Below are 14,147 nucleotides of genomic sequence, written 5' to 3' on the forward strand. Positions count from 1 at the left end.
GTTGCATAAGAGTCAACTGTAACTTTCTACAGGTGCCGTGGCGACGGGCCGGCCGAACGCCGTTCCGACGGCTTTTTCCCGGTTTTCCCGCGCGCCGCCGCCGGCCCGATCTGGTAATCGGCCGGCAGCGACCAGCGTTCGGCCAGGATGCCGGGGTCTGTCCAGACCAGACACAGCAGGTCGGCCGCCGCCTCACCCGGCAGATACATCAGGTCGAGCGCGGTGGCCGAGGTAAAGCCATAACCTTCCGGCGCCAGCGCCAGACCGGCATGTTTCGACCGCACGAAACCGAACACCGCGTCGATGCCGTAACAGCGCACCAGATGCGCGATGGTCAGTTTCAAAGTCAGGCTCATCACCCGGCGACCCCGCAGGTCGGGGTCGACCCAGGCTCCGCCGAGGTAGGCCAGCCGGCCGGTCAGGTTGACCGGCGGTGGACGATCCACCACCGGCAGCACACGACCGAATACGCGGCTGTTCAGAACGGCGTTCAGGCCGCCGGCCTTCGCCGGCGCATCGATCACCCGCCCCGCCTCGACGGCAACCATCCGGCCCTGCGCGTCTTCAAGGCCGACCCACAGCATGCCGGCGCCGAAATCCGCCAGGCTGTCGTCCAGCGGCGAATAGATGTGATAGTCTGGAATGGCGGCGACGGCGGCACGGTACGAGGCCGCATCGCCGGACAGCGTGGCGCGAAAGCCGGCGGCCGAGAATGCCGCATTCAGGGCCGCGATATGATGATGCAGGGCTATGTCTTTTTTCTTCATGTCGATGTCCGGTTGTGTGGAAGGAAGACCCGCCGCAGGCCGCGGCTTCGGCGGAGGCGACAGACTGTCGGGAGGGCGCCATGAAAGGAAGACTGAAAACCATCTGTGCCGTGACCATACTCGCAGCGGCAACGATCCTGCCGGCGCCGGCATGGGCCGAGACCAGCGCGGCGCGACAGGCGCGGGTCGCCAACGAAAGCTTCTGCGCCGCCGTCATGCGCGGCAGCATGCCGCCGGCCGAGTGCCACGCCGATCTCGCGCACAGCCAGGTCACGCTGGTGCCCGCCGCAGCCAAATCCGGCACGGCGACGATGCCGGTCATTGCCGGCGTCGCTCATATGGCGGCAGTGATCGCCGGCCAACGCCATGTCGCGCCCGGCATCAGCGTGGCTGAATCCGACAAGGGCATGGACCTCGTCACCATCGACCTCGATCCGGCCGCGGTGGATGATTTGTCGAAACTGGATAATGCCGCCGCCGCAATGACCCTGGTCCGGGCCCGGGCGCAGCGCTGCAAGGTCGCCCTGACCGCCAAATCCTGCCAGCCGCTGGCCAAGCACTAACCCCGATTTCCGCGATTATTGGCACCGGACGCCGGCGCATGTCCGATTTTTGTCTATCTTAGACATTTTTTGCTTGCCGATATGTCTATTACAGACATATAACTGGCCATCCGCACTGACCGGAGGCCACACCGATGCACCTGCAGTATTTCAACCAGCGCCCCAGCAACCGCCGCCGCATGGCGGCTGCGGCACTGGATCGCGCCCAGCGCGAGCGTGAAGAACGCGCTCGCGAGTTCCAGCGCCTCTGCGGCGCCATCATGGTCCTCGCCGACAACGACACGCCGGTCACCGTCAACAACCTGACCGGAACCTACGGCTTCGCGCCGATCTTCCTGCAATCCAGATGCGCCGAGGCGGCCCGCTGGGTCGCCGACAAGCGCCCCGACCTCGCCGAGAAGGTCGATCACATGAATGGGGCGCAGTGATGGGAACCCTGCAGAATGCCGAGTCCTGGACGGACGAAGGCCGAGCGCGGCGACTAGGTCATCATCAAGCCACCGTCGAGATCCTTCACGAGAAGCTGAGCAACCTCATTGTCGATGCTCGCTTTTTGAAGAAATCGGAAATCGTCAAATCGCTTTCCCGGATTCTCGAAGTCTCCGGGAAACAGGTCGAAATGAACCGCCGCGACGACGAGAAGATTGAGGCATGGCGGAAAGACCTCGAAGAACGGAGGGCTGAACGCCGTTCCGGTCAGGCGGTCACTCAAGAGGCGGTGCAGTCATGACCGTCACGTATGTTCGCGTCGCCGGCGTCGTCCGTCGCCTTGCGGTCATCATCCCGCCACATCTCGAAGGCGGCACCCCGGTCTGGGACGAAGACCAGCGGCCCGCGACCGTCATGTCGGATATCGGCGCCTACACGCTGATCCGGCGCCACGACAACAGCTTCGTCTGGCGCCCGCGCCGGACCCTGACCGAGCGCTGGCTGCCGACGGGCACGCCCCGGGTCGACATGGTCTTCGACCATCCGCCCTGCCCGGCCCCGCGCCGCTGACCGCCCCTGCCAAACCGGAGACCGACCCATGGCCAGCAAGACCGCCGCAAAGACCCCAGCCACCAAAAAGTCCGGCACCGCCAAAAAGCCTGCCGCAGGCGGCTGGCTGCCCTACCAGCGCGCCCTGCGCGGCTGGGTGCAGACCGAAGGCAATTCCCTGCGGGCACTGGCACGCGATGCCGGCGTCGACAACTCGGTGCTTTCGCGCGGCACCAGCGTGCCGGGCAAGGAACTGGCGATGGACGTGCTGCGCCGCCTGATCGACACCAAGCAGGTTGATGGCCTGGCCGAGGCCGTGGCCGAGACGCTGGGACTCGATGTCAGGGCCGCCGCGCAGCCGGCGCAACCGGCTGCCGCCGGCGGTGACATCATACTGGTCGATCCGGCCCGGCTGTATCCCTCGCCGTTCAACCCGCGCAAGCTGTTCCGCGCGGAATCCCTGCAGGAGATGGCCGACAGCATCGGCGCCACCGACGACCCCGCCGCCAAGGGCGTGCTGCAGAACCTGACCGTGCGGCCCAAGCCCGGCGGCGCTGCCGGCGATTTCGAGATCGTCGCCGGCGAGCGCCGCTGGCGCGCCTGTTGCCTGCTGGTCGAACAGGGCCGCCGCAAACCCGGCGAGGCCTTCGTTCCGATCAAGGTCGAGTCCTACACCGAGGGCGAAGCCCGCTCGGTCGCCCTGCTGGAAAACCTGCAGCGCGAAGATGTCTCCCCGCTCGAAGAAGCCGATGCCTTCGACCAGTTGACCATGATGGACCCCGATGTCTGGACTACGGCGGCCATCGCCAGGGCCATCGGCAAGACCGGCGAAAGCGGCCAGCGCTATGTGCTGCAGCGTCTCGCCCTGTCGCGGCAACTGATCCCCGAGGCGAAAGAGGCCCTGCACGGCGACCTGATCTCGTTCGAGAAGGCGCGGTTCCTGTGCCAGAAGGACATGGTCGCGGCCCAGGCCCTGATCATCGAGACCCTGCGGAACGGCGATCCGGACCTCAACGGCCTCTTTGCCGATTTCACCACCCGTGCCAAAGCCCTCGCCGACAGCCTGAAGCCGGCAGCCGAACGCGCACCGCGCGAGGCCCGCAAGCCGCCCGCGGACGAGGCCGGCCCCGGCCAGACGGCCATGAAGGACCCGGCGCCCTATCGCACCAGCCTGCCGCTGCCCGCCGCCGCAGCAGCCATTGGCGACCAGGCCGGACCGGCCAGCGATGCCGACCTGGTCGCCGGCCTGCCCGATCCGGATTGCTGGCTGCTGGTCACGGCGACGCCGAAGCTGCTGACCATCAGCCTGCAGGCGCCGAACCAGGAAGCCTTCGAGGCCGCACTGCGGCTGTTCGGCAAAGGTGTCACGGTCTTCGTCGAGGCGGCAGCCGAGGCGACAGACGAGGCGACTGGCGAGACGGTGTCCGAGGCCGCGGCATGAGCCCATATGCCACCGGCTTCCTGATCGGCCTGGTCGCCATCGTTCTGGTGGCCAGCGCCCTCATCATCGCCAGACGGTGACGGCCATGGACCACTTCGAGGGCGAAGCCGCCGGCTGCGTCGACCAGATCATCGCCGCTGTCAGGAACGGCTGCAGCCGGGATTTCATCGCCGCCAGGCTGGCCAACCGCATGCGGGCCGCCGCCCAGGCCTGGCAGCACAACAACGCCCTGGCCCCCAGGCCCGCATCCACCACCGCAGCCCCCCCAACACCGGAGACCGACCATGCCGGATAACCGTCCGAATCCGACCATCAGCCATACGCTGGCCATCGCCGACCAGATCGCCGCCGAACGCATGCGGCAGATTCACGCCGAGGGCTTCACCATCCAGAACGACGACGCCTATGAGTTCGGCGAGCTGGCGCGCGCCGCCGGCAGTTATGCGATCACCGCCGGCCAGGAGATCGCCCGCGCCGCCGGCAGCCCGCTGGCGCATGCCGCGCATCACCTGGCGCCGATGCCGGCGACATGGCCGTTTCCGCTGCAGTGGTGGAAGCCCCGCGATGTGCGCGGCGACCTGATCCGCGCCGGCGCCCTGATCCTCGCCGCCATTGAAAGCCTCGACCGCAAGTCCGGCGACGACACGGTGCCCGGCATCAACCCCTTCGGCTCCGGTCCGACTGAGATCGGCCTGCGGCATCAGCCGCAGGCCCTCGACGCTTCGCCACTCGCCGGCTGCGCGCTGTATACCGAAGCGGCCCGCCGCTTCCATGCGGCAACGGGGACATCGCGCTGCGCCATCCTGCAGGGACCGGCCAATGACCTGCGCGCCGAGATCGCCGAACGCTGCGCGCGGCACGGCTTCGTCACCCGCTGCCTGCCGCCGCGCAATACCAGCGGCCCACTGCATATCACGCTGACCGGTCCGGCCGGCTGCGGCAAGACCACCTTCCTCAATGGCCTGGCCGACGCCGGCTTCATCGTCCGCGACCGCGAATTCGGGATGGAGACAGCAGATGCCGAACCACGGGAATCGGCCTGCATCTACGGTCGCCCGCTGGCCCCCGCCGAGGTCATGGCCCAGCGCAATGCCGAAATGCAGCACGTCGAGGCCATCGGCATCGCTGCGCCAGGCCCCTGACCGGCAAAGACGACATCCCCTCTGACCGGACAAGGAAAATCCGCATGACCAAGACCGCAATACTGCACGGCCCGCGCAACAGCACCGCCGAAAAGGTTGCCATGGTGGCACGGGAGCATGGTTTCCGCGTCACCCATGAACGCCGCTCGAACAGCAACACCAACCGGCTGGAACTTTTCGGGCCGGCGGCCTGCGGCAAGTCGCGCTGCCTCGATGCCATCGCAGCCGGCCAGCGGCTCGACATTGTGATCCGCGACACCGGATTCCGCGCTGCGGACGGCAATTACGAATTCATCATCTTCCGCCCCGCACGCCTGCATATGGCGGCGTGATTTCTTAACCCCAAGGAGACAGCCTCATGAGTCAACAGCATGCCCAGCGCGACCCTGCGGTGTCGCATAATTTCCAGCAGTTCATCGGCGTCGTCGAAGACGGCCAGCTTCTCGCCGACCTGACCAACGAGCTGCAGAAGCTGATCGGCGACATGCAGAACCACCAGATCAATGTCGGCGGCGTGCCCAAAGGCGACATCACCGTCAAGTTCGGCTTCAAGCTGGAAAACGGCGTCGTCGAGGTCACCGGCAACTACAGCATCACCGCGCCCAAGCGGGTCGGCGGCCGGTCGCTGTTCTGGGTCACCGCCGACAATCTTCTGACCGGGCGCAACCCCAAGCAGACCGACATGTTCCGCGATGTGTCGGGCCAGCGCGAGGTCCGCTCGGTCTGACCGCCTCCATCCCGACAGTAACAGCCTTCGCAGTACCAATGTTCACAGCCACAGGAGACTGAGTCCCCATGTCGAAGCCCGAAACCTCCAATGCCGGCGGCAGCGAAAAGGTGCCGCTGTCGCAGGTCGGCCAGTCCGTCAAGGACATCGCCGGCGTGCTGGCCCAGCACCTCAACCCCACCGACCTCAAGATCCCGCACCCGGAAAAAACCGGCGAGACCCTGCCCGTCTTCGCCATGCCGAACGGCGCCGGCCACCTGAAGATCGAAACCCTCAAAGCCATCCAGGACATGTTCCGCAACCGGCCGGAACGCCGTTCCGGCACGGCGACCCTGCTGAGCCTGGACAGCTTCATCGCCCATGCCAACCGCTTCAAGGACGAGAACTCGGCCCTCTTCGCGGTGAACGACATGGAAGACCCCAGCATCACCGCCGTGCTGGATTATCACGAGGCCGGCGCCGGCCAGCCGCGTTTCGGCCGGCATCGCTCGCTCTACCAGTTCCCGCTGTCCAAGCAGTGGAAGAAGTGGCTGGACCACAACGAGGAGGTCATGCAGTCGGGCGACTTCGCCCGCTTCCTCGAAGACCAGATCATCGACGTGATGGACCCGCCGGATTTCATCCATGCCGCCTTCGACAGCAAGGATGGCGTCGAACCCAACGCCGACCAGAAGCTGGCCGAACTGATGGCCAATGTCGACGGCAACCTGGCCACGCGCAAGAAGCTGCTGGAACTCAGCCGCGGCCTCGAAGTCAACGTCGACAGCAAGGTGCGCAACGCGCAGAACCTCTCGACCGGCGAGATTTCGGTCAACTGGGATGAACAGCATGTCGATGGTGCCGGCCAGCCGATCAAGGTGCCGAACTGGTTCCTGATCGGCATCCCGGTCTTCGACAATGGCGTGGTCTACCGCCTGCCGGTGCGGCTGCGCTACCGGATCGCCGCCGGCAAGGTGCTGTGGTTCTACACCATGCACCGCCCGGACCTCGCCTTCGAGGATGCCTTCGGCGAGGCGATCCGCAAGGCCGAGGCCGCCACCGCCCTGCCGCTGATGCTGGGCAATCCGGAAGAATAATCCGCATCCCCGACTACCCCGCCGGCCACCACCGGCGGGGCTTTTCCCACCCGCCGCGACAGGAACCACCATGGATATCATCCGCGTCCTCGACCTCGAAACCACCGGCTTCCAGCCCCCCGAGGCCGAAATCATCGAGATCGGCTGGACCGACGTGGTCCTGCGCCCGACAGGGCCCGTTGTCGTTCAGGAGCCGTTCAGCCTGTTGGTTCGCCCGGAACGGCCGGTGCCGCCGGAGACCAGCGCCATCCATCACCTGGTGGACGCCGACCTGACCAGCGGCCTGTTGCTGAAGGATGCCATCGAGATTGCGACGTATCCCAAAGGCGCCCGCATCATCGCCTTTGCTGCGCATAACGCCAAATTCGAGCGGCTGTTCCTCTCCGGCCTCCTGCCGGCGGACATGCCGTGGATATGCACGTGGAAGGCCGCGCTGGCCCGCTGGCCCGATGCCCCCGGCCATGGCAACCAGGTGCTGCGCTACTGGCTCGACCCGCATGGCCTCGACCGCGGCATCGCCCAGCCGGCCCATCGCGCCGGCCCGGACGCCTATGCCACGGCGTTCACCCTGCGCGAATTGCTGCGCGCCGGCGACACCGTCGAAGACCTCGTCCGCATCACCGAAAACCCCGCCCTGCTGCCGCGCGTGCCGTTCGGTCACAGCAAGGGGATGCGCTGGGCTGAGGTCGATGACGGTTTCCTCTACTGGGTGCTGGAGCGCGATTTCGACGCCGACGTGATCCACACGGCGCGGACCGAACTCGACCATCGTCTGGCTGAGCGCCGGCGTGAAGCCGAAGCGCGCGCCGCAGCCGAGGCCTCATGAGCGAGCAACCGTTCGAGTAGACGAGAATCCATCCTAACCAAAAACCGGAAAAGGATTTCCCATGACCAAGATAGATCAAACAGAACTCCCAGCCGTCGGAACGCCGTTCGGCGGCGGGTTTCTGGGCGCCGTGTATTTCGATGATGACGGCCGCCGCGTCGGCCTGATCACTGCGCCGGCGTCGAGCGAGATCGAGGCGGTGTTCAAGACCAGCCGCACGGCCGACCCCGGCGCACGCAGCCTGCATGACGGCCTCGCCAATTCCGAGGCGATGAACGATGCCGAGCATCCGGCGGCACAGCACTGCCGGTCCCTGCGGATCGGCGGGAAAGACGACTGGCAGCTGCCGAGCCGCCGCGACATTTACCGGTTGGCCGAGAATTGCATGCCCGGCGCCGGCATCGTGCCGCAGCAGACGACGGCAGCAGCCTTCAGGGAGGGCGGTCCGGCAGCCTTCCAGCGCGCCTTGTACTGGAGCAGCACCGAGTGCACCAGCGGCTCCGCCTGGGTCCAGCTCTTCTACGGCGGCCACCAGTACGGCACCGGCAAGGACTGGAGCTGCCGGGTCCGCGCCGTCCGCAAATGCTTCCTTTAACCCTTCACCCATTCCCGGGCCGCTGCGCGGCCCGGGGCGCCAGTTGAAACCAGGAGACCAACCATGACCGTCACGACCATTCCCCTCGCCGGCCTTCCCGCCATCGGCACGCCCTTCGGCGGCGGCTTGTTCGGCGGGGCATATCTCGAATATGGCACGCCCATGGCGCTGATCGTCCCGCCGAAGGCTCTCGGCCAGTCGACGATCAAGCTGCCCTTCGGCGCGGCCGGAAAGATCGCCGGCGCCCGCTCGCTGATCGATGGCCTCGCCAATACCCGCGCCCTGGGCGATGCATCCCCCGCCGCGAAGTACTGTCTCGATCTTCGCATCGGCGGCCTCGACGACTGGCATCTGCCGGCCCTCGACCAGATGTCGGTGCAGCGCGCCAACTTCACCCCGGAAGACGATCACATCCCGGAACAGACGACGGCCGAGGCGTTCAAGCTCGGCGGCCCGGAGGCCTTCGACATCGACGACTGGTACTGGACCAGCACCGAATGGGGCAGCGGCTACGCCTGGGTCCAGCTCTTCGACTACGGCGGCCAGACCAGCGACGCCAAGGACTGGAGCTGCCGGGTCCGCGCCGTCCGCAAATGCCCACTTTAACCCTTAACCCATTCCCGGGCCGCTGCGCGGCCCGGGTTTCGTGACCGGGAGAGATTTATCATGGCGCGCGCCACTGATCTGCCGATTTACCGGGTGGCTTACGAGCTGCTGCAGCTTCTGGCGAAGCTGACGCAGCAGTATCCGCGCGGTTATCGGCAGGGACTGGCACGCGAGGTCTTCGCCAAAGCCCAGGCGGTTGTCATCGGGATCTTCAGCGCCAACAGCGCCACCGACAAGACACCGCACCTGGAGACGCTGCGCGAGCATCTGGAAGCGCTCAAGCTGCTGCTGCGGCTGTCGAAAGACCTGCACCTGATCTCCGCCGGCCAGTTCGGGGCCACGGCCGAACTCACCGACGCCATCGGCAAGCAGGCGTCGGGATGGCTGAACTACGCAAGGAACCGCGCCTGATGCCCGAGGGTCAAGGCCTTCGGGCCCGTGCGTATCATTTGGTCGGGGTAGCGGCGGTAACGATGCCCCGCGGGCCTTGCCCGCAGATCGTATGGTCTGCCGGCGAAGCCGGCGGTGCCGCAGCTCCACGCGCCTTCAGGGATACGGCGGGACTGCTCCCCCGCACGTCCCGGCGCAGCCCGGCCGGCGTCGATGCAAAATTCGCAATCGCCGGCCCGGCCTGTAAACCCCCGTCTGTGCGGCTACGCCTGGGTCCAGAACTTCAACAACGGCAACCAGAACAACAACGACAAGGACTGGAGCTGCCGGGTCCGCGCCGTCCGCAAGTGAGAAGCGTCATGCCATCTGAGATCACCGTGGCCTCTCTTTTCGAGGCCTATTACGACTGCCGCCGAGCCAAGCGCAACACGCGCGCCGCCCTGACCTTCGAGGTGAACCTGGAAGACAACCTGATGGCCCTGCTGCGCGACCTGCAGACGGGGACATGGGCGCCGGCGCCGGCAACCGTCTTCGCCATCACCCGGCCGAAGCCGCGCGAGGTCTGGGCCGCCGATTTCCGCGACCGCATCGTCCACCATCTGGTCTACCGCGCCATCGCGCCGCTGTTCGAGCCGTCGTTCATCGCCGGGTCCTGCGCCTGCATCCCCGGCCGCGGCACGCTCTATGGCGCGGACAGACTGCGGCGCCATCTGCTGAGCGCGACCGAGAGCTGGACCAAGCCTGCCTTCGTGCTGAAGGCCGATGTTGCCAACTTCTTCGGCTCGATCCGGCACGCCGACCTGTTCGCCATGCTGGCACGCCGGGTCAGCGACGCCACCATGCTGGACCTGTGCCGCAAGCTGGTGTTCCAGGACGTGCGCCACGGCGCGGTCCAGCGCGGTGCAGCGCATCACATGGCGATGGTGCCGCGCCACAAGAGCCTGTTCCACGCGCCGCCCGGCACGGGCCTGCCGATCGGCAACCTGTCCAGCCAGTTCTTCGCCAACGTCTATCTCGACGGCCTCGACCAGATGGTCAAGCGCAAGCTCGGGATGCGCCACTATGTCCGCTACGTCGACGACATGGTGCTGGTGCACCCGGACCCGAAGGCGCTGCTGCAGGCCGCCGATGCCATCCGGGAGCATCTGTCCGGCATCGGTCTGGCGTTGGCCGAGCGCAAGACCTTCATCGCCCCGGCCGAGAAGGGCGTCGATTTCGTCGGCCAGGTGATCCGCCCACACCGCACCATCGGCCGCGCCAAAACGCACCGGGCCGCCATGCACCGGCTGTCGAATCTGCCGAAGGAAGACCTGGCCGAAAGCGTCAACTCCTATCTCGGATTATTCCGGCATACCGGCAGCCAGGAACAATGTGCCAGCATTGCCCGTCTCGCGCACCAGCGCGGTCTGCGGGTTTCCAGGGACATGACCAAGGTCGTAATCGCCCAAGCTCTGCCTGACACGAGGGCGGCGGCATGACGAGGCTGTTCACCGAACTGCGGTGGCTGCTGGTCAGCATCCTGCTGAGCCTGATCACCGCCATCGTCCCGCCGGATGTACACGGCGTCGCCCTACTGCGGTTCATCCGCGATTGGTGTGCCGGTCAACTAAATGACCACAAGCCGGCGCGGACCAATGCCCGGTTTCGCTGCGCCGAGGCCCATATCGAGGGCCTGCTGTGCCTCGGATGCATCCCGCTCGGCGATTGCCGCCAGTTCATCGAAGCATCCCTGTCCCGATCCACTCAGGCCGAAGAGGAACCCCGCCATGAAACTGCCTGACCGGTTCATCACCGCGCTCCACAAACGGCTTGAGACGGTCTCGGCCAGCCGCGACCCCGACATCATCATCGGCGGCAACGACAAGCCCTATCTGAAACGCTGGTATGTGATCCCGCGCAACCGCTGGCTCAATGTCTACCTGCACCAGTTCCTGCGCAGCGACGATGACCGCGCCCTGCATGATCACCCCTGGGTGAACTGCAGCATCCTGCTGGCCAACGAATACACCGAGGTCTTGCCGACCATCGGCGCCACCACCACCAGCCGCATCCTGCGGCCGGGCAGTGTCGTCTTCCGCCGGCCGCGTGCCGCCCATCGCGTGCTGCTGCATGCCGGCCCGGCCGTGACGCTGTTCCTGACAGGGCCGCGCATCCGCGAATGGGGCTTCTGGTGCCCGCAGGGCTGGCGCCACTGGGAAGACTTCACCGCCGGCCACCGCGGCGAGATCGTCGGAAAGGGGTGCGAATGATGACCGACATCCAGACCGAATGGTCAAGTTTGACCATCGCCTGTGCCGGCAATGTCCTGACCGTCGCCTGCCATGGCGGCAGCGTGCGCGCCGGCTGGCATGTCGACCGCAAGACCGGAACGCCGTTCACCCCGGAGCAGCAGAAGGCCCTGTTCCCCACCCGCATCGCGCTGTGTCACTCGGAACTGAGCGAAGCCCTCGAAGGCGACCGCAAGGATCTGATGGACGACCATCTGCCACACCGCAAGATGGCCGAGGTCGAGCTGGCCGATGCCGTCATCCGCATCTTCGACCTGGCTGGGGCGATGAATTATGACCTCGGCGCCGCCATCGTCGAAAAGCTGGCCTATAACGCCCAGCGCGCCGACCACAAGATCGAGGCGCGCCAGGCCGCCGGCGGCAAGACCTACTGACATGCCGATCCGGCCGGAGAACAAGGCGCGCTATCCGGCCAACTGGTCGAGCGAAATCGTGCCGGCCGTGCGCGCCAGGTCCGGCGGCCGCTGCGAGTTCGAGGTGGACGGCGGACGGTGCCCGGCCCTGCAGGGCGAGCCCCATCCGATCACCGGCAGCAAGGTGGTCCTGACCGTGGCCCACCTCGATCACCAGCCGGAGAACTGCGATATGGCGAACCTGAAAGACGCCTGCCAGCGCTGCCATAACCGCTATGACATGCCGATGCGCCGCGCCGGCATGCAGGCCCGCGCCCATGCGTCTCGCGCCGTAGGCGATTTGTTCGAGCGAGAGACGCCATGAAGGCCCTCAGCATCCGCGCGCCGTGGTGGTGGTTCATCCTGCATGGCGGCAAGGATATCGAGAACCGTAGCTGGCGAACCAATTTCAGGGGCACCGTACTGGTGCATGCCGCAAAGACCATCGTTAAGAGCAACCTGCGTGATGACCTCGCATGCGCCGGCGCCATCATGAAGGCATCCGGGCATAGCCAAACAGAGATCCCGCGATGGCGTGATTTTCTGGACCCGCAATACCGCGGAGCCCTGGTCGGGACCGTCGGAATCACCGACTGCCTGTCCGCCAGCACCAGCCCGTGGTTTTTCGGCAGCCGCGGGTTCGTCCTGCGTAACCCGACGCCGTTTAGAAACCAGTCCGGCGGATGCCCCATACCATTCAAGGGCGCGCAGGGCTTTTTCGACGTGCCGGATGACCTGATCCGGAACGCCGTTCCGATGGACAAGATTGCCTGATCATGGCTGGCCGCCGCCTCGATACTGCCGAATTGCCTGGTTGGCCGCGGATGATGTCGCGCGACCTGGCTGCGGCCTATGTCGGGGTGTCACCATCCACATTCGATCTGGAGGTCGCAGAGGGCCTGTTACCCAAGCCTTTGCCGCGCGGGCGCAAGGGCGGTCTCGACACATGGGATAGGATGGCCCTCGACGACGCGCTTGACCTGCGCACCGGGCGGCGTCAGGCTGAAGGCTCCAATAAACACTGGCTGGACCGGCTGGACGATGGTCATGCACCCCGTTAAAGGCGTCAACAAGGTCCGGGCCAAGGGCCGGGTGTATTACTACCATCGTGCCACCGGAACGCGGCTGCAGCAGATGCCGGGCACGGCCGAGTTCATCCGCGAGATCGCGGCCCTCGATTCTGCCGGTGTCGCCCAAGCCAGGAGTCTGCCCGGCAGCCTCGGTGCCATGATCGCAGCGTACCGCGGCAGCCCGGAGTTTCTGGGCCTCGCGGACCTCACCAAGCGTGATTACAACAAGGTATTCGACTATCTCGCCGGGATCGCCGACATGCCGGCAACCGAAGTCGACTCGCCTTTCGTGGTAGCCTTGCGGGATCGGGTGTTCCGTCTCCGCAAACGGCGGTTCGCCAACTATGTCGTTGCGGTGCTGCGGCTGTTGTTCAAATGGGGAAAGCCGCGTGGCTGGCCCAAGGTCAACCCGGCAGCGGATGTTCCGATGATCCGCCGACCCCGCGATGCCAAGAAAGTCAACCGGGCTTGGTCGACCGACGAGAAAGAGACCGTGCTGCGTGAAGCGGAACGACGCATCCCGCATCTACTGCCAGGCATTGCCCTCGGTGTCTTTACTGGCATATCAGAGGGAGACATGGTCCGCCTGATATGGCCGGCATATGACGGCACTGCGATCCGGTTTACCCGCAGGAAGACAGGCGTGCCGGTCGCGGTTAAGGCCCTACCGGCCCTGAAAGCCATCCTGAACGCTGAAAGAGCCCGCCAGGAATCCCATGAAGCCGAGCTGGCCAGGAAGGCCGGTGACCAGGTCGGGAATGTAGTGGCTCTGCGGAAGGCAGAAGACGATACGGTTCTGCGCGGCAAGCGCGGTAAGCCATACACCGAGGATGGCTTCCGATCCGACTTTTTCAAATTCATCAGGGCGCTCGAATCTGAAGGCCTTGTTGCCGATGGACTGACATTCCACGGACTGCGCCACACCCTCGGCAAGGAAATGCGCGAGGCCAGAGTCTCACGTGAAGGCCGCAAGGCCGTCTTGGGCCATGAAACCGATGCCATGTCGGATCATTATTCGGATGAAGCGGACCGCAGCATCGAGGCGTTCGATGCAATGGACCTTCTGGCGAAGGCTCAGAGGGCTAAAAAGCGGAAGTAAGTTGCAAAACCAGAGGACGGTTTTGCAAAACCCCATCTGTTCACGGTCTCTAAGTGTTTGAAAAGATGGTGCCCAGGGACGGATTTGAACCGCCGACACGAGGATTTTCAGTCCTCTGCTCTACCAACTGAGCTACCTGGGCCCACAGATCGCGATGTGCGCGGGCGCATCGCAACGGCGCGCGGTT

The 14,147-nt window shown here is 65.8% G+C and carries 23 protein-coding genes and 1 tRNA gene; 22 read left to right on the forward strand and 2 right to left on the reverse strand.

The window, feature by feature from the left end:
* Positions 1–26: 26 nt before the first annotated feature.
* Positions 27–767, reverse strand: a complete 741-nt coding sequence (locus ACFOOQ_RS03970; protein WP_379722046.1) for a hypothetical protein — start codon at positions 765–767, stop codon at positions 27–29.
* Between the two features lie 80 nt (positions 768–847).
* On the opposite strand from ACFOOQ_RS03970, the gene ACFOOQ_RS03975 reads away from it, so the two are divergent.
* The 22 genes from ACFOOQ_RS03975 to ACFOOQ_RS04080 all read left to right on the forward strand — a co-directional run bounded on the left by ACFOOQ_RS03975 (position 848) and on the right by ACFOOQ_RS04080 (position 13,960).
* Positions 848–1,330 (forward strand): hypothetical protein, encoded by a 483-nt coding sequence (locus ACFOOQ_RS03975; protein WP_379722048.1) that lies wholly within the window; start codon positions 848–850, stop codon positions 1,328–1,330.
* Positions 1,331–1,464: 134 nt separating this feature from the next.
* Positions 1,465–1,758 carry a hypothetical protein gene (locus tag ACFOOQ_RS03980; protein ID WP_379722050.1) on the forward strand — a complete coding sequence of 98 codons (294 nt, stop codon included), beginning with the start codon at positions 1,465–1,467 and terminating at the stop codon, positions 1,756–1,758.
* Entirely contained in the window at positions 1,758–2,060 is a 303-nt protein-coding gene (locus tag ACFOOQ_RS03985) for a hypothetical protein (protein ID WP_379722052.1), read from the forward strand. The genes ACFOOQ_RS03980 and ACFOOQ_RS03985 overlap by 1 nt, the downstream gene beginning before the upstream one ends.
* Complete coding sequence (locus tag ACFOOQ_RS03990) at positions 2,057–2,329, forward strand: hypothetical protein (protein ID WP_379722054.1); 273 nt, start codon at positions 2,057–2,059, stop codon at positions 2,327–2,329. The genes ACFOOQ_RS03985 and ACFOOQ_RS03990 overlap by 4 nt, the downstream gene beginning before the upstream one ends.
* 28 nt (positions 2,330–2,357) lie before the next feature.
* Complete coding sequence (locus tag ACFOOQ_RS03995; RefSeq protein ID WP_379722056.1) at positions 2,358–3,749, forward strand: ParB/RepB/Spo0J family partition protein; 1,392 nt, start codon at positions 2,358–2,360, stop codon at positions 3,747–3,749.
* Between the two features lie 85 nt (positions 3,750–3,834).
* Positions 3,835–4,044: a hypothetical protein gene (locus tag ACFOOQ_RS04000; RefSeq protein WP_379722058.1), complete on the forward strand. Its 210-nt coding sequence runs from the start codon at positions 3,835–3,837 to the stop codon at positions 4,042–4,044.
* Positions 4,034–4,891, forward strand: coding sequence for a hypothetical protein (locus tag ACFOOQ_RS04005; RefSeq protein ID WP_379722060.1), 858 nt, complete (start codon positions 4,034–4,036; stop codon positions 4,889–4,891). The genes ACFOOQ_RS04000 and ACFOOQ_RS04005 overlap by 11 nt, the downstream gene beginning before the upstream one ends.
* A 44-nt stretch (positions 4,892–4,935) precedes the next feature.
* Positions 4,936–5,223 carry a hypothetical protein gene (locus ACFOOQ_RS04010; protein WP_379722062.1) on the forward strand — a complete coding sequence of 96 codons (288 nt, stop codon included), beginning with the start codon at positions 4,936–4,938 and terminating at the stop codon, positions 5,221–5,223.
* A 26-nt stretch (positions 5,224–5,249) separates the two neighbouring features.
* Complete coding sequence (locus tag ACFOOQ_RS04015) at positions 5,250–5,618, forward strand: hypothetical protein (protein WP_379722064.1); 369 nt, start codon at positions 5,250–5,252, stop codon at positions 5,616–5,618.
* 68 nt (positions 5,619–5,686) lie between these two features.
* Positions 5,687–6,694: a DUF2303 family protein gene (locus tag ACFOOQ_RS04020; RefSeq protein WP_379722066.1), complete on the forward strand. Its 1,008-nt coding sequence runs from the start codon at positions 5,687–5,689 to the stop codon at positions 6,692–6,694.
* A 70-nt stretch (positions 6,695–6,764) separates the two neighbouring features.
* Positions 6,765–7,520, forward strand: coding sequence for an exonuclease domain-containing protein (locus tag ACFOOQ_RS04025; RefSeq protein WP_379722068.1), 756 nt, complete (start codon positions 6,765–6,767; stop codon positions 7,518–7,520).
* Positions 7,521–7,581: 61 nt separating this feature from the next.
* On the forward strand, positions 7,582–8,115 hold the full coding sequence (locus tag ACFOOQ_RS04030; protein ID WP_379722070.1) for an Lcl C-terminal domain-containing protein: 534 nt from the start codon (positions 7,582–7,584) through the stop codon (positions 8,113–8,115).
* Between the two features lie 63 nt (positions 8,116–8,178).
* Positions 8,179–8,721: a DUF1566 domain-containing protein gene (locus tag ACFOOQ_RS04035; protein ID WP_379722072.1), complete on the forward strand. Its 543-nt coding sequence runs from the start codon at positions 8,179–8,181 to the stop codon at positions 8,719–8,721.
* A 60-nt stretch (positions 8,722–8,781) separates the two neighbouring features.
* Positions 8,782–9,132 carry a four helix bundle protein gene (locus ACFOOQ_RS04040; RefSeq protein ID WP_379722074.1) on the forward strand — a complete coding sequence of 117 codons (351 nt, stop codon included), beginning with the start codon at positions 8,782–8,784 and terminating at the stop codon, positions 9,130–9,132.
* A 338-nt stretch (positions 9,133–9,470) separates the two neighbouring features.
* Complete coding sequence (locus tag ACFOOQ_RS04045; RefSeq protein ID WP_379722076.1) at positions 9,471–10,589, forward strand: RNA-directed DNA polymerase; 1,119 nt, start codon at positions 9,471–9,473, stop codon at positions 10,587–10,589.
* A complete protein-coding gene (locus ACFOOQ_RS04050) occupies positions 10,586–10,891 on the forward strand; it encodes a hypothetical protein (RefSeq protein WP_379722078.1) in 306 nt (101 codons plus the stop codon). The genes ACFOOQ_RS04045 and ACFOOQ_RS04050 overlap by 4 nt, the downstream gene beginning before the upstream one ends.
* On the forward strand, positions 10,878–11,360 hold the full coding sequence (locus ACFOOQ_RS04055; protein WP_379722080.1) for a hypothetical protein: 483 nt from the start codon (positions 10,878–10,880) through the stop codon (positions 11,358–11,360). The genes ACFOOQ_RS04050 and ACFOOQ_RS04055 overlap by 14 nt, the downstream gene beginning before the upstream one ends.
* Positions 11,357–11,773 carry a hypothetical protein gene (locus tag ACFOOQ_RS04060; protein WP_379722082.1) on the forward strand — a complete coding sequence of 139 codons (417 nt, stop codon included), beginning with the start codon at positions 11,357–11,359 and terminating at the stop codon, positions 11,771–11,773. The genes ACFOOQ_RS04055 and ACFOOQ_RS04060 overlap by 4 nt, the downstream gene beginning before the upstream one ends.
* 1 nt (position 11,774) lies before the next feature.
* Positions 11,775–12,116: a hypothetical protein gene (locus ACFOOQ_RS04065; RefSeq protein ID WP_379722084.1), complete on the forward strand. Its 342-nt coding sequence runs from the start codon at positions 11,775–11,777 to the stop codon at positions 12,114–12,116.
* Positions 12,113–12,565 carry an ASCH domain-containing protein gene (locus ACFOOQ_RS04070; protein WP_379722086.1) on the forward strand — a complete coding sequence of 151 codons (453 nt, stop codon included), beginning with the start codon at positions 12,113–12,115 and terminating at the stop codon, positions 12,563–12,565. Before ACFOOQ_RS04065 ends, ACFOOQ_RS04070 begins: the two co-directional genes overlap by 4 nt.
* 2 nt (positions 12,566–12,567) lie before the next feature.
* Positions 12,568–12,852, forward strand: coding sequence for a hypothetical protein (locus ACFOOQ_RS04075; protein ID WP_379722088.1), 285 nt, complete (start codon positions 12,568–12,570; stop codon positions 12,850–12,852).
* Positions 12,839–13,960, forward strand: coding sequence for a tyrosine-type recombinase/integrase (locus ACFOOQ_RS04080; RefSeq protein ID WP_379722090.1), 1,122 nt, complete (start codon positions 12,839–12,841; stop codon positions 13,958–13,960). Before ACFOOQ_RS04075 ends, ACFOOQ_RS04080 begins: the two co-directional genes overlap by 14 nt.
* 66 nt (positions 13,961–14,026) lie before the next feature.
* Here ACFOOQ_RS04080 and ACFOOQ_RS04085 read toward each other — a convergent pair.
* Positions 14,027–14,102 (reverse strand) — tRNA-Phe (locus tag ACFOOQ_RS04085).
* Between the last annotated feature and the right edge of the window lie 45 nt (positions 14,103–14,147).

Origin of the sequence: Ferrovibrio xuzhouensis (assembly GCF_042648965.1) — a bacterium.
Classification (GTDB): Bacteria; Pseudomonadota; Alphaproteobacteria; order Ferrovibrionales; family Ferrovibrionaceae; genus Ferrovibrio; species Ferrovibrio xuzhouensis.

What these genes read in the sequence shown, in the direction of transcription:
- ACFOOQ_RS03970 (WP_379722046.1), bottom strand. Translation starts at nt 767, where the DNA reads ATGAAGAAAAAAGACATAGCCCTGCATCATCATATCGCGGCCCTGAAT.
- ACFOOQ_RS03975 (WP_379722048.1), top strand. Translation starts at nt 848, where the DNA reads ATGAAAGGAAGACTGAAAACCATCTGTGCCGTGACCATACTCGCAGCG.
- ACFOOQ_RS03980 (WP_379722050.1), top strand. Translation starts at nt 1,465, where the DNA reads ATGCACCTGCAGTATTTCAACCAGCGCCCCAGCAACCGCCGCCGCATG.
- ACFOOQ_RS03985 (WP_379722052.1), top strand. Translation starts at nt 1,758, where the DNA reads ATGGGAACCCTGCAGAATGCCGAGTCCTGGACGGACGAAGGCCGAGCG.
- ACFOOQ_RS03990 (WP_379722054.1), top strand. Translation starts at nt 2,057, where the DNA reads ATGACCGTCACGTATGTTCGCGTCGCCGGCGTCGTCCGTCGCCTTGCG.
- ACFOOQ_RS03995 (WP_379722056.1), top strand. Translation starts at nt 2,358, where the DNA reads ATGGCCAGCAAGACCGCCGCAAAGACCCCAGCCACCAAAAAGTCCGGC.
- ACFOOQ_RS04000 (WP_379722058.1), top strand. Translation starts at nt 3,835, where the DNA reads ATGGACCACTTCGAGGGCGAAGCCGCCGGCTGCGTCGACCAGATCATC.
- ACFOOQ_RS04005 (WP_379722060.1), top strand. Translation starts at nt 4,034, where the DNA reads ATGCCGGATAACCGTCCGAATCCGACCATCAGCCATACGCTGGCCATC.
- ACFOOQ_RS04010 (WP_379722062.1), top strand. Translation starts at nt 4,936, where the DNA reads ATGACCAAGACCGCAATACTGCACGGCCCGCGCAACAGCACCGCCGAA.
- ACFOOQ_RS04015 (WP_379722064.1), top strand. Translation starts at nt 5,250, where the DNA reads ATGAGTCAACAGCATGCCCAGCGCGACCCTGCGGTGTCGCATAATTTC.
- ACFOOQ_RS04020 (WP_379722066.1), top strand. Translation starts at nt 5,687, where the DNA reads ATGTCGAAGCCCGAAACCTCCAATGCCGGCGGCAGCGAAAAGGTGCCG.
- ACFOOQ_RS04025 (WP_379722068.1), top strand. Translation starts at nt 6,765, where the DNA reads ATGGATATCATCCGCGTCCTCGACCTCGAAACCACCGGCTTCCAGCCC.
- ACFOOQ_RS04030 (WP_379722070.1), top strand. Translation starts at nt 7,582, where the DNA reads ATGACCAAGATAGATCAAACAGAACTCCCAGCCGTCGGAACGCCGTTC.
- ACFOOQ_RS04035 (WP_379722072.1), top strand. Translation starts at nt 8,179, where the DNA reads ATGACCGTCACGACCATTCCCCTCGCCGGCCTTCCCGCCATCGGCACG.
- ACFOOQ_RS04040 (WP_379722074.1), top strand. Translation starts at nt 8,782, where the DNA reads ATGGCGCGCGCCACTGATCTGCCGATTTACCGGGTGGCTTACGAGCTG.
- ACFOOQ_RS04045 (WP_379722076.1), top strand. Translation starts at nt 9,471, where the DNA reads ATGCCATCTGAGATCACCGTGGCCTCTCTTTTCGAGGCCTATTACGAC.
- ACFOOQ_RS04050 (WP_379722078.1), top strand. Translation starts at nt 10,586, where the DNA reads ATGACGAGGCTGTTCACCGAACTGCGGTGGCTGCTGGTCAGCATCCTG.
- ACFOOQ_RS04055 (WP_379722080.1), top strand. Translation starts at nt 10,878, where the DNA reads ATGAAACTGCCTGACCGGTTCATCACCGCGCTCCACAAACGGCTTGAG.
- ACFOOQ_RS04060 (WP_379722082.1), top strand. Translation starts at nt 11,357, where the DNA reads ATGATGACCGACATCCAGACCGAATGGTCAAGTTTGACCATCGCCTGT.
- ACFOOQ_RS04065 (WP_379722084.1), top strand. Translation starts at nt 11,775, where the DNA reads ATGCCGATCCGGCCGGAGAACAAGGCGCGCTATCCGGCCAACTGGTCG.
- ACFOOQ_RS04070 (WP_379722086.1), top strand. Translation starts at nt 12,113, where the DNA reads ATGAAGGCCCTCAGCATCCGCGCGCCGTGGTGGTGGTTCATCCTGCAT.
- ACFOOQ_RS04075 (WP_379722088.1), top strand. Translation starts at nt 12,568, where the DNA reads ATGGCTGGCCGCCGCCTCGATACTGCCGAATTGCCTGGTTGGCCGCGG.
- ACFOOQ_RS04080 (WP_379722090.1), top strand. Translation starts at nt 12,839, where the DNA reads ATGCACCCCGTTAAAGGCGTCAACAAGGTCCGGGCCAAGGGCCGGGTG.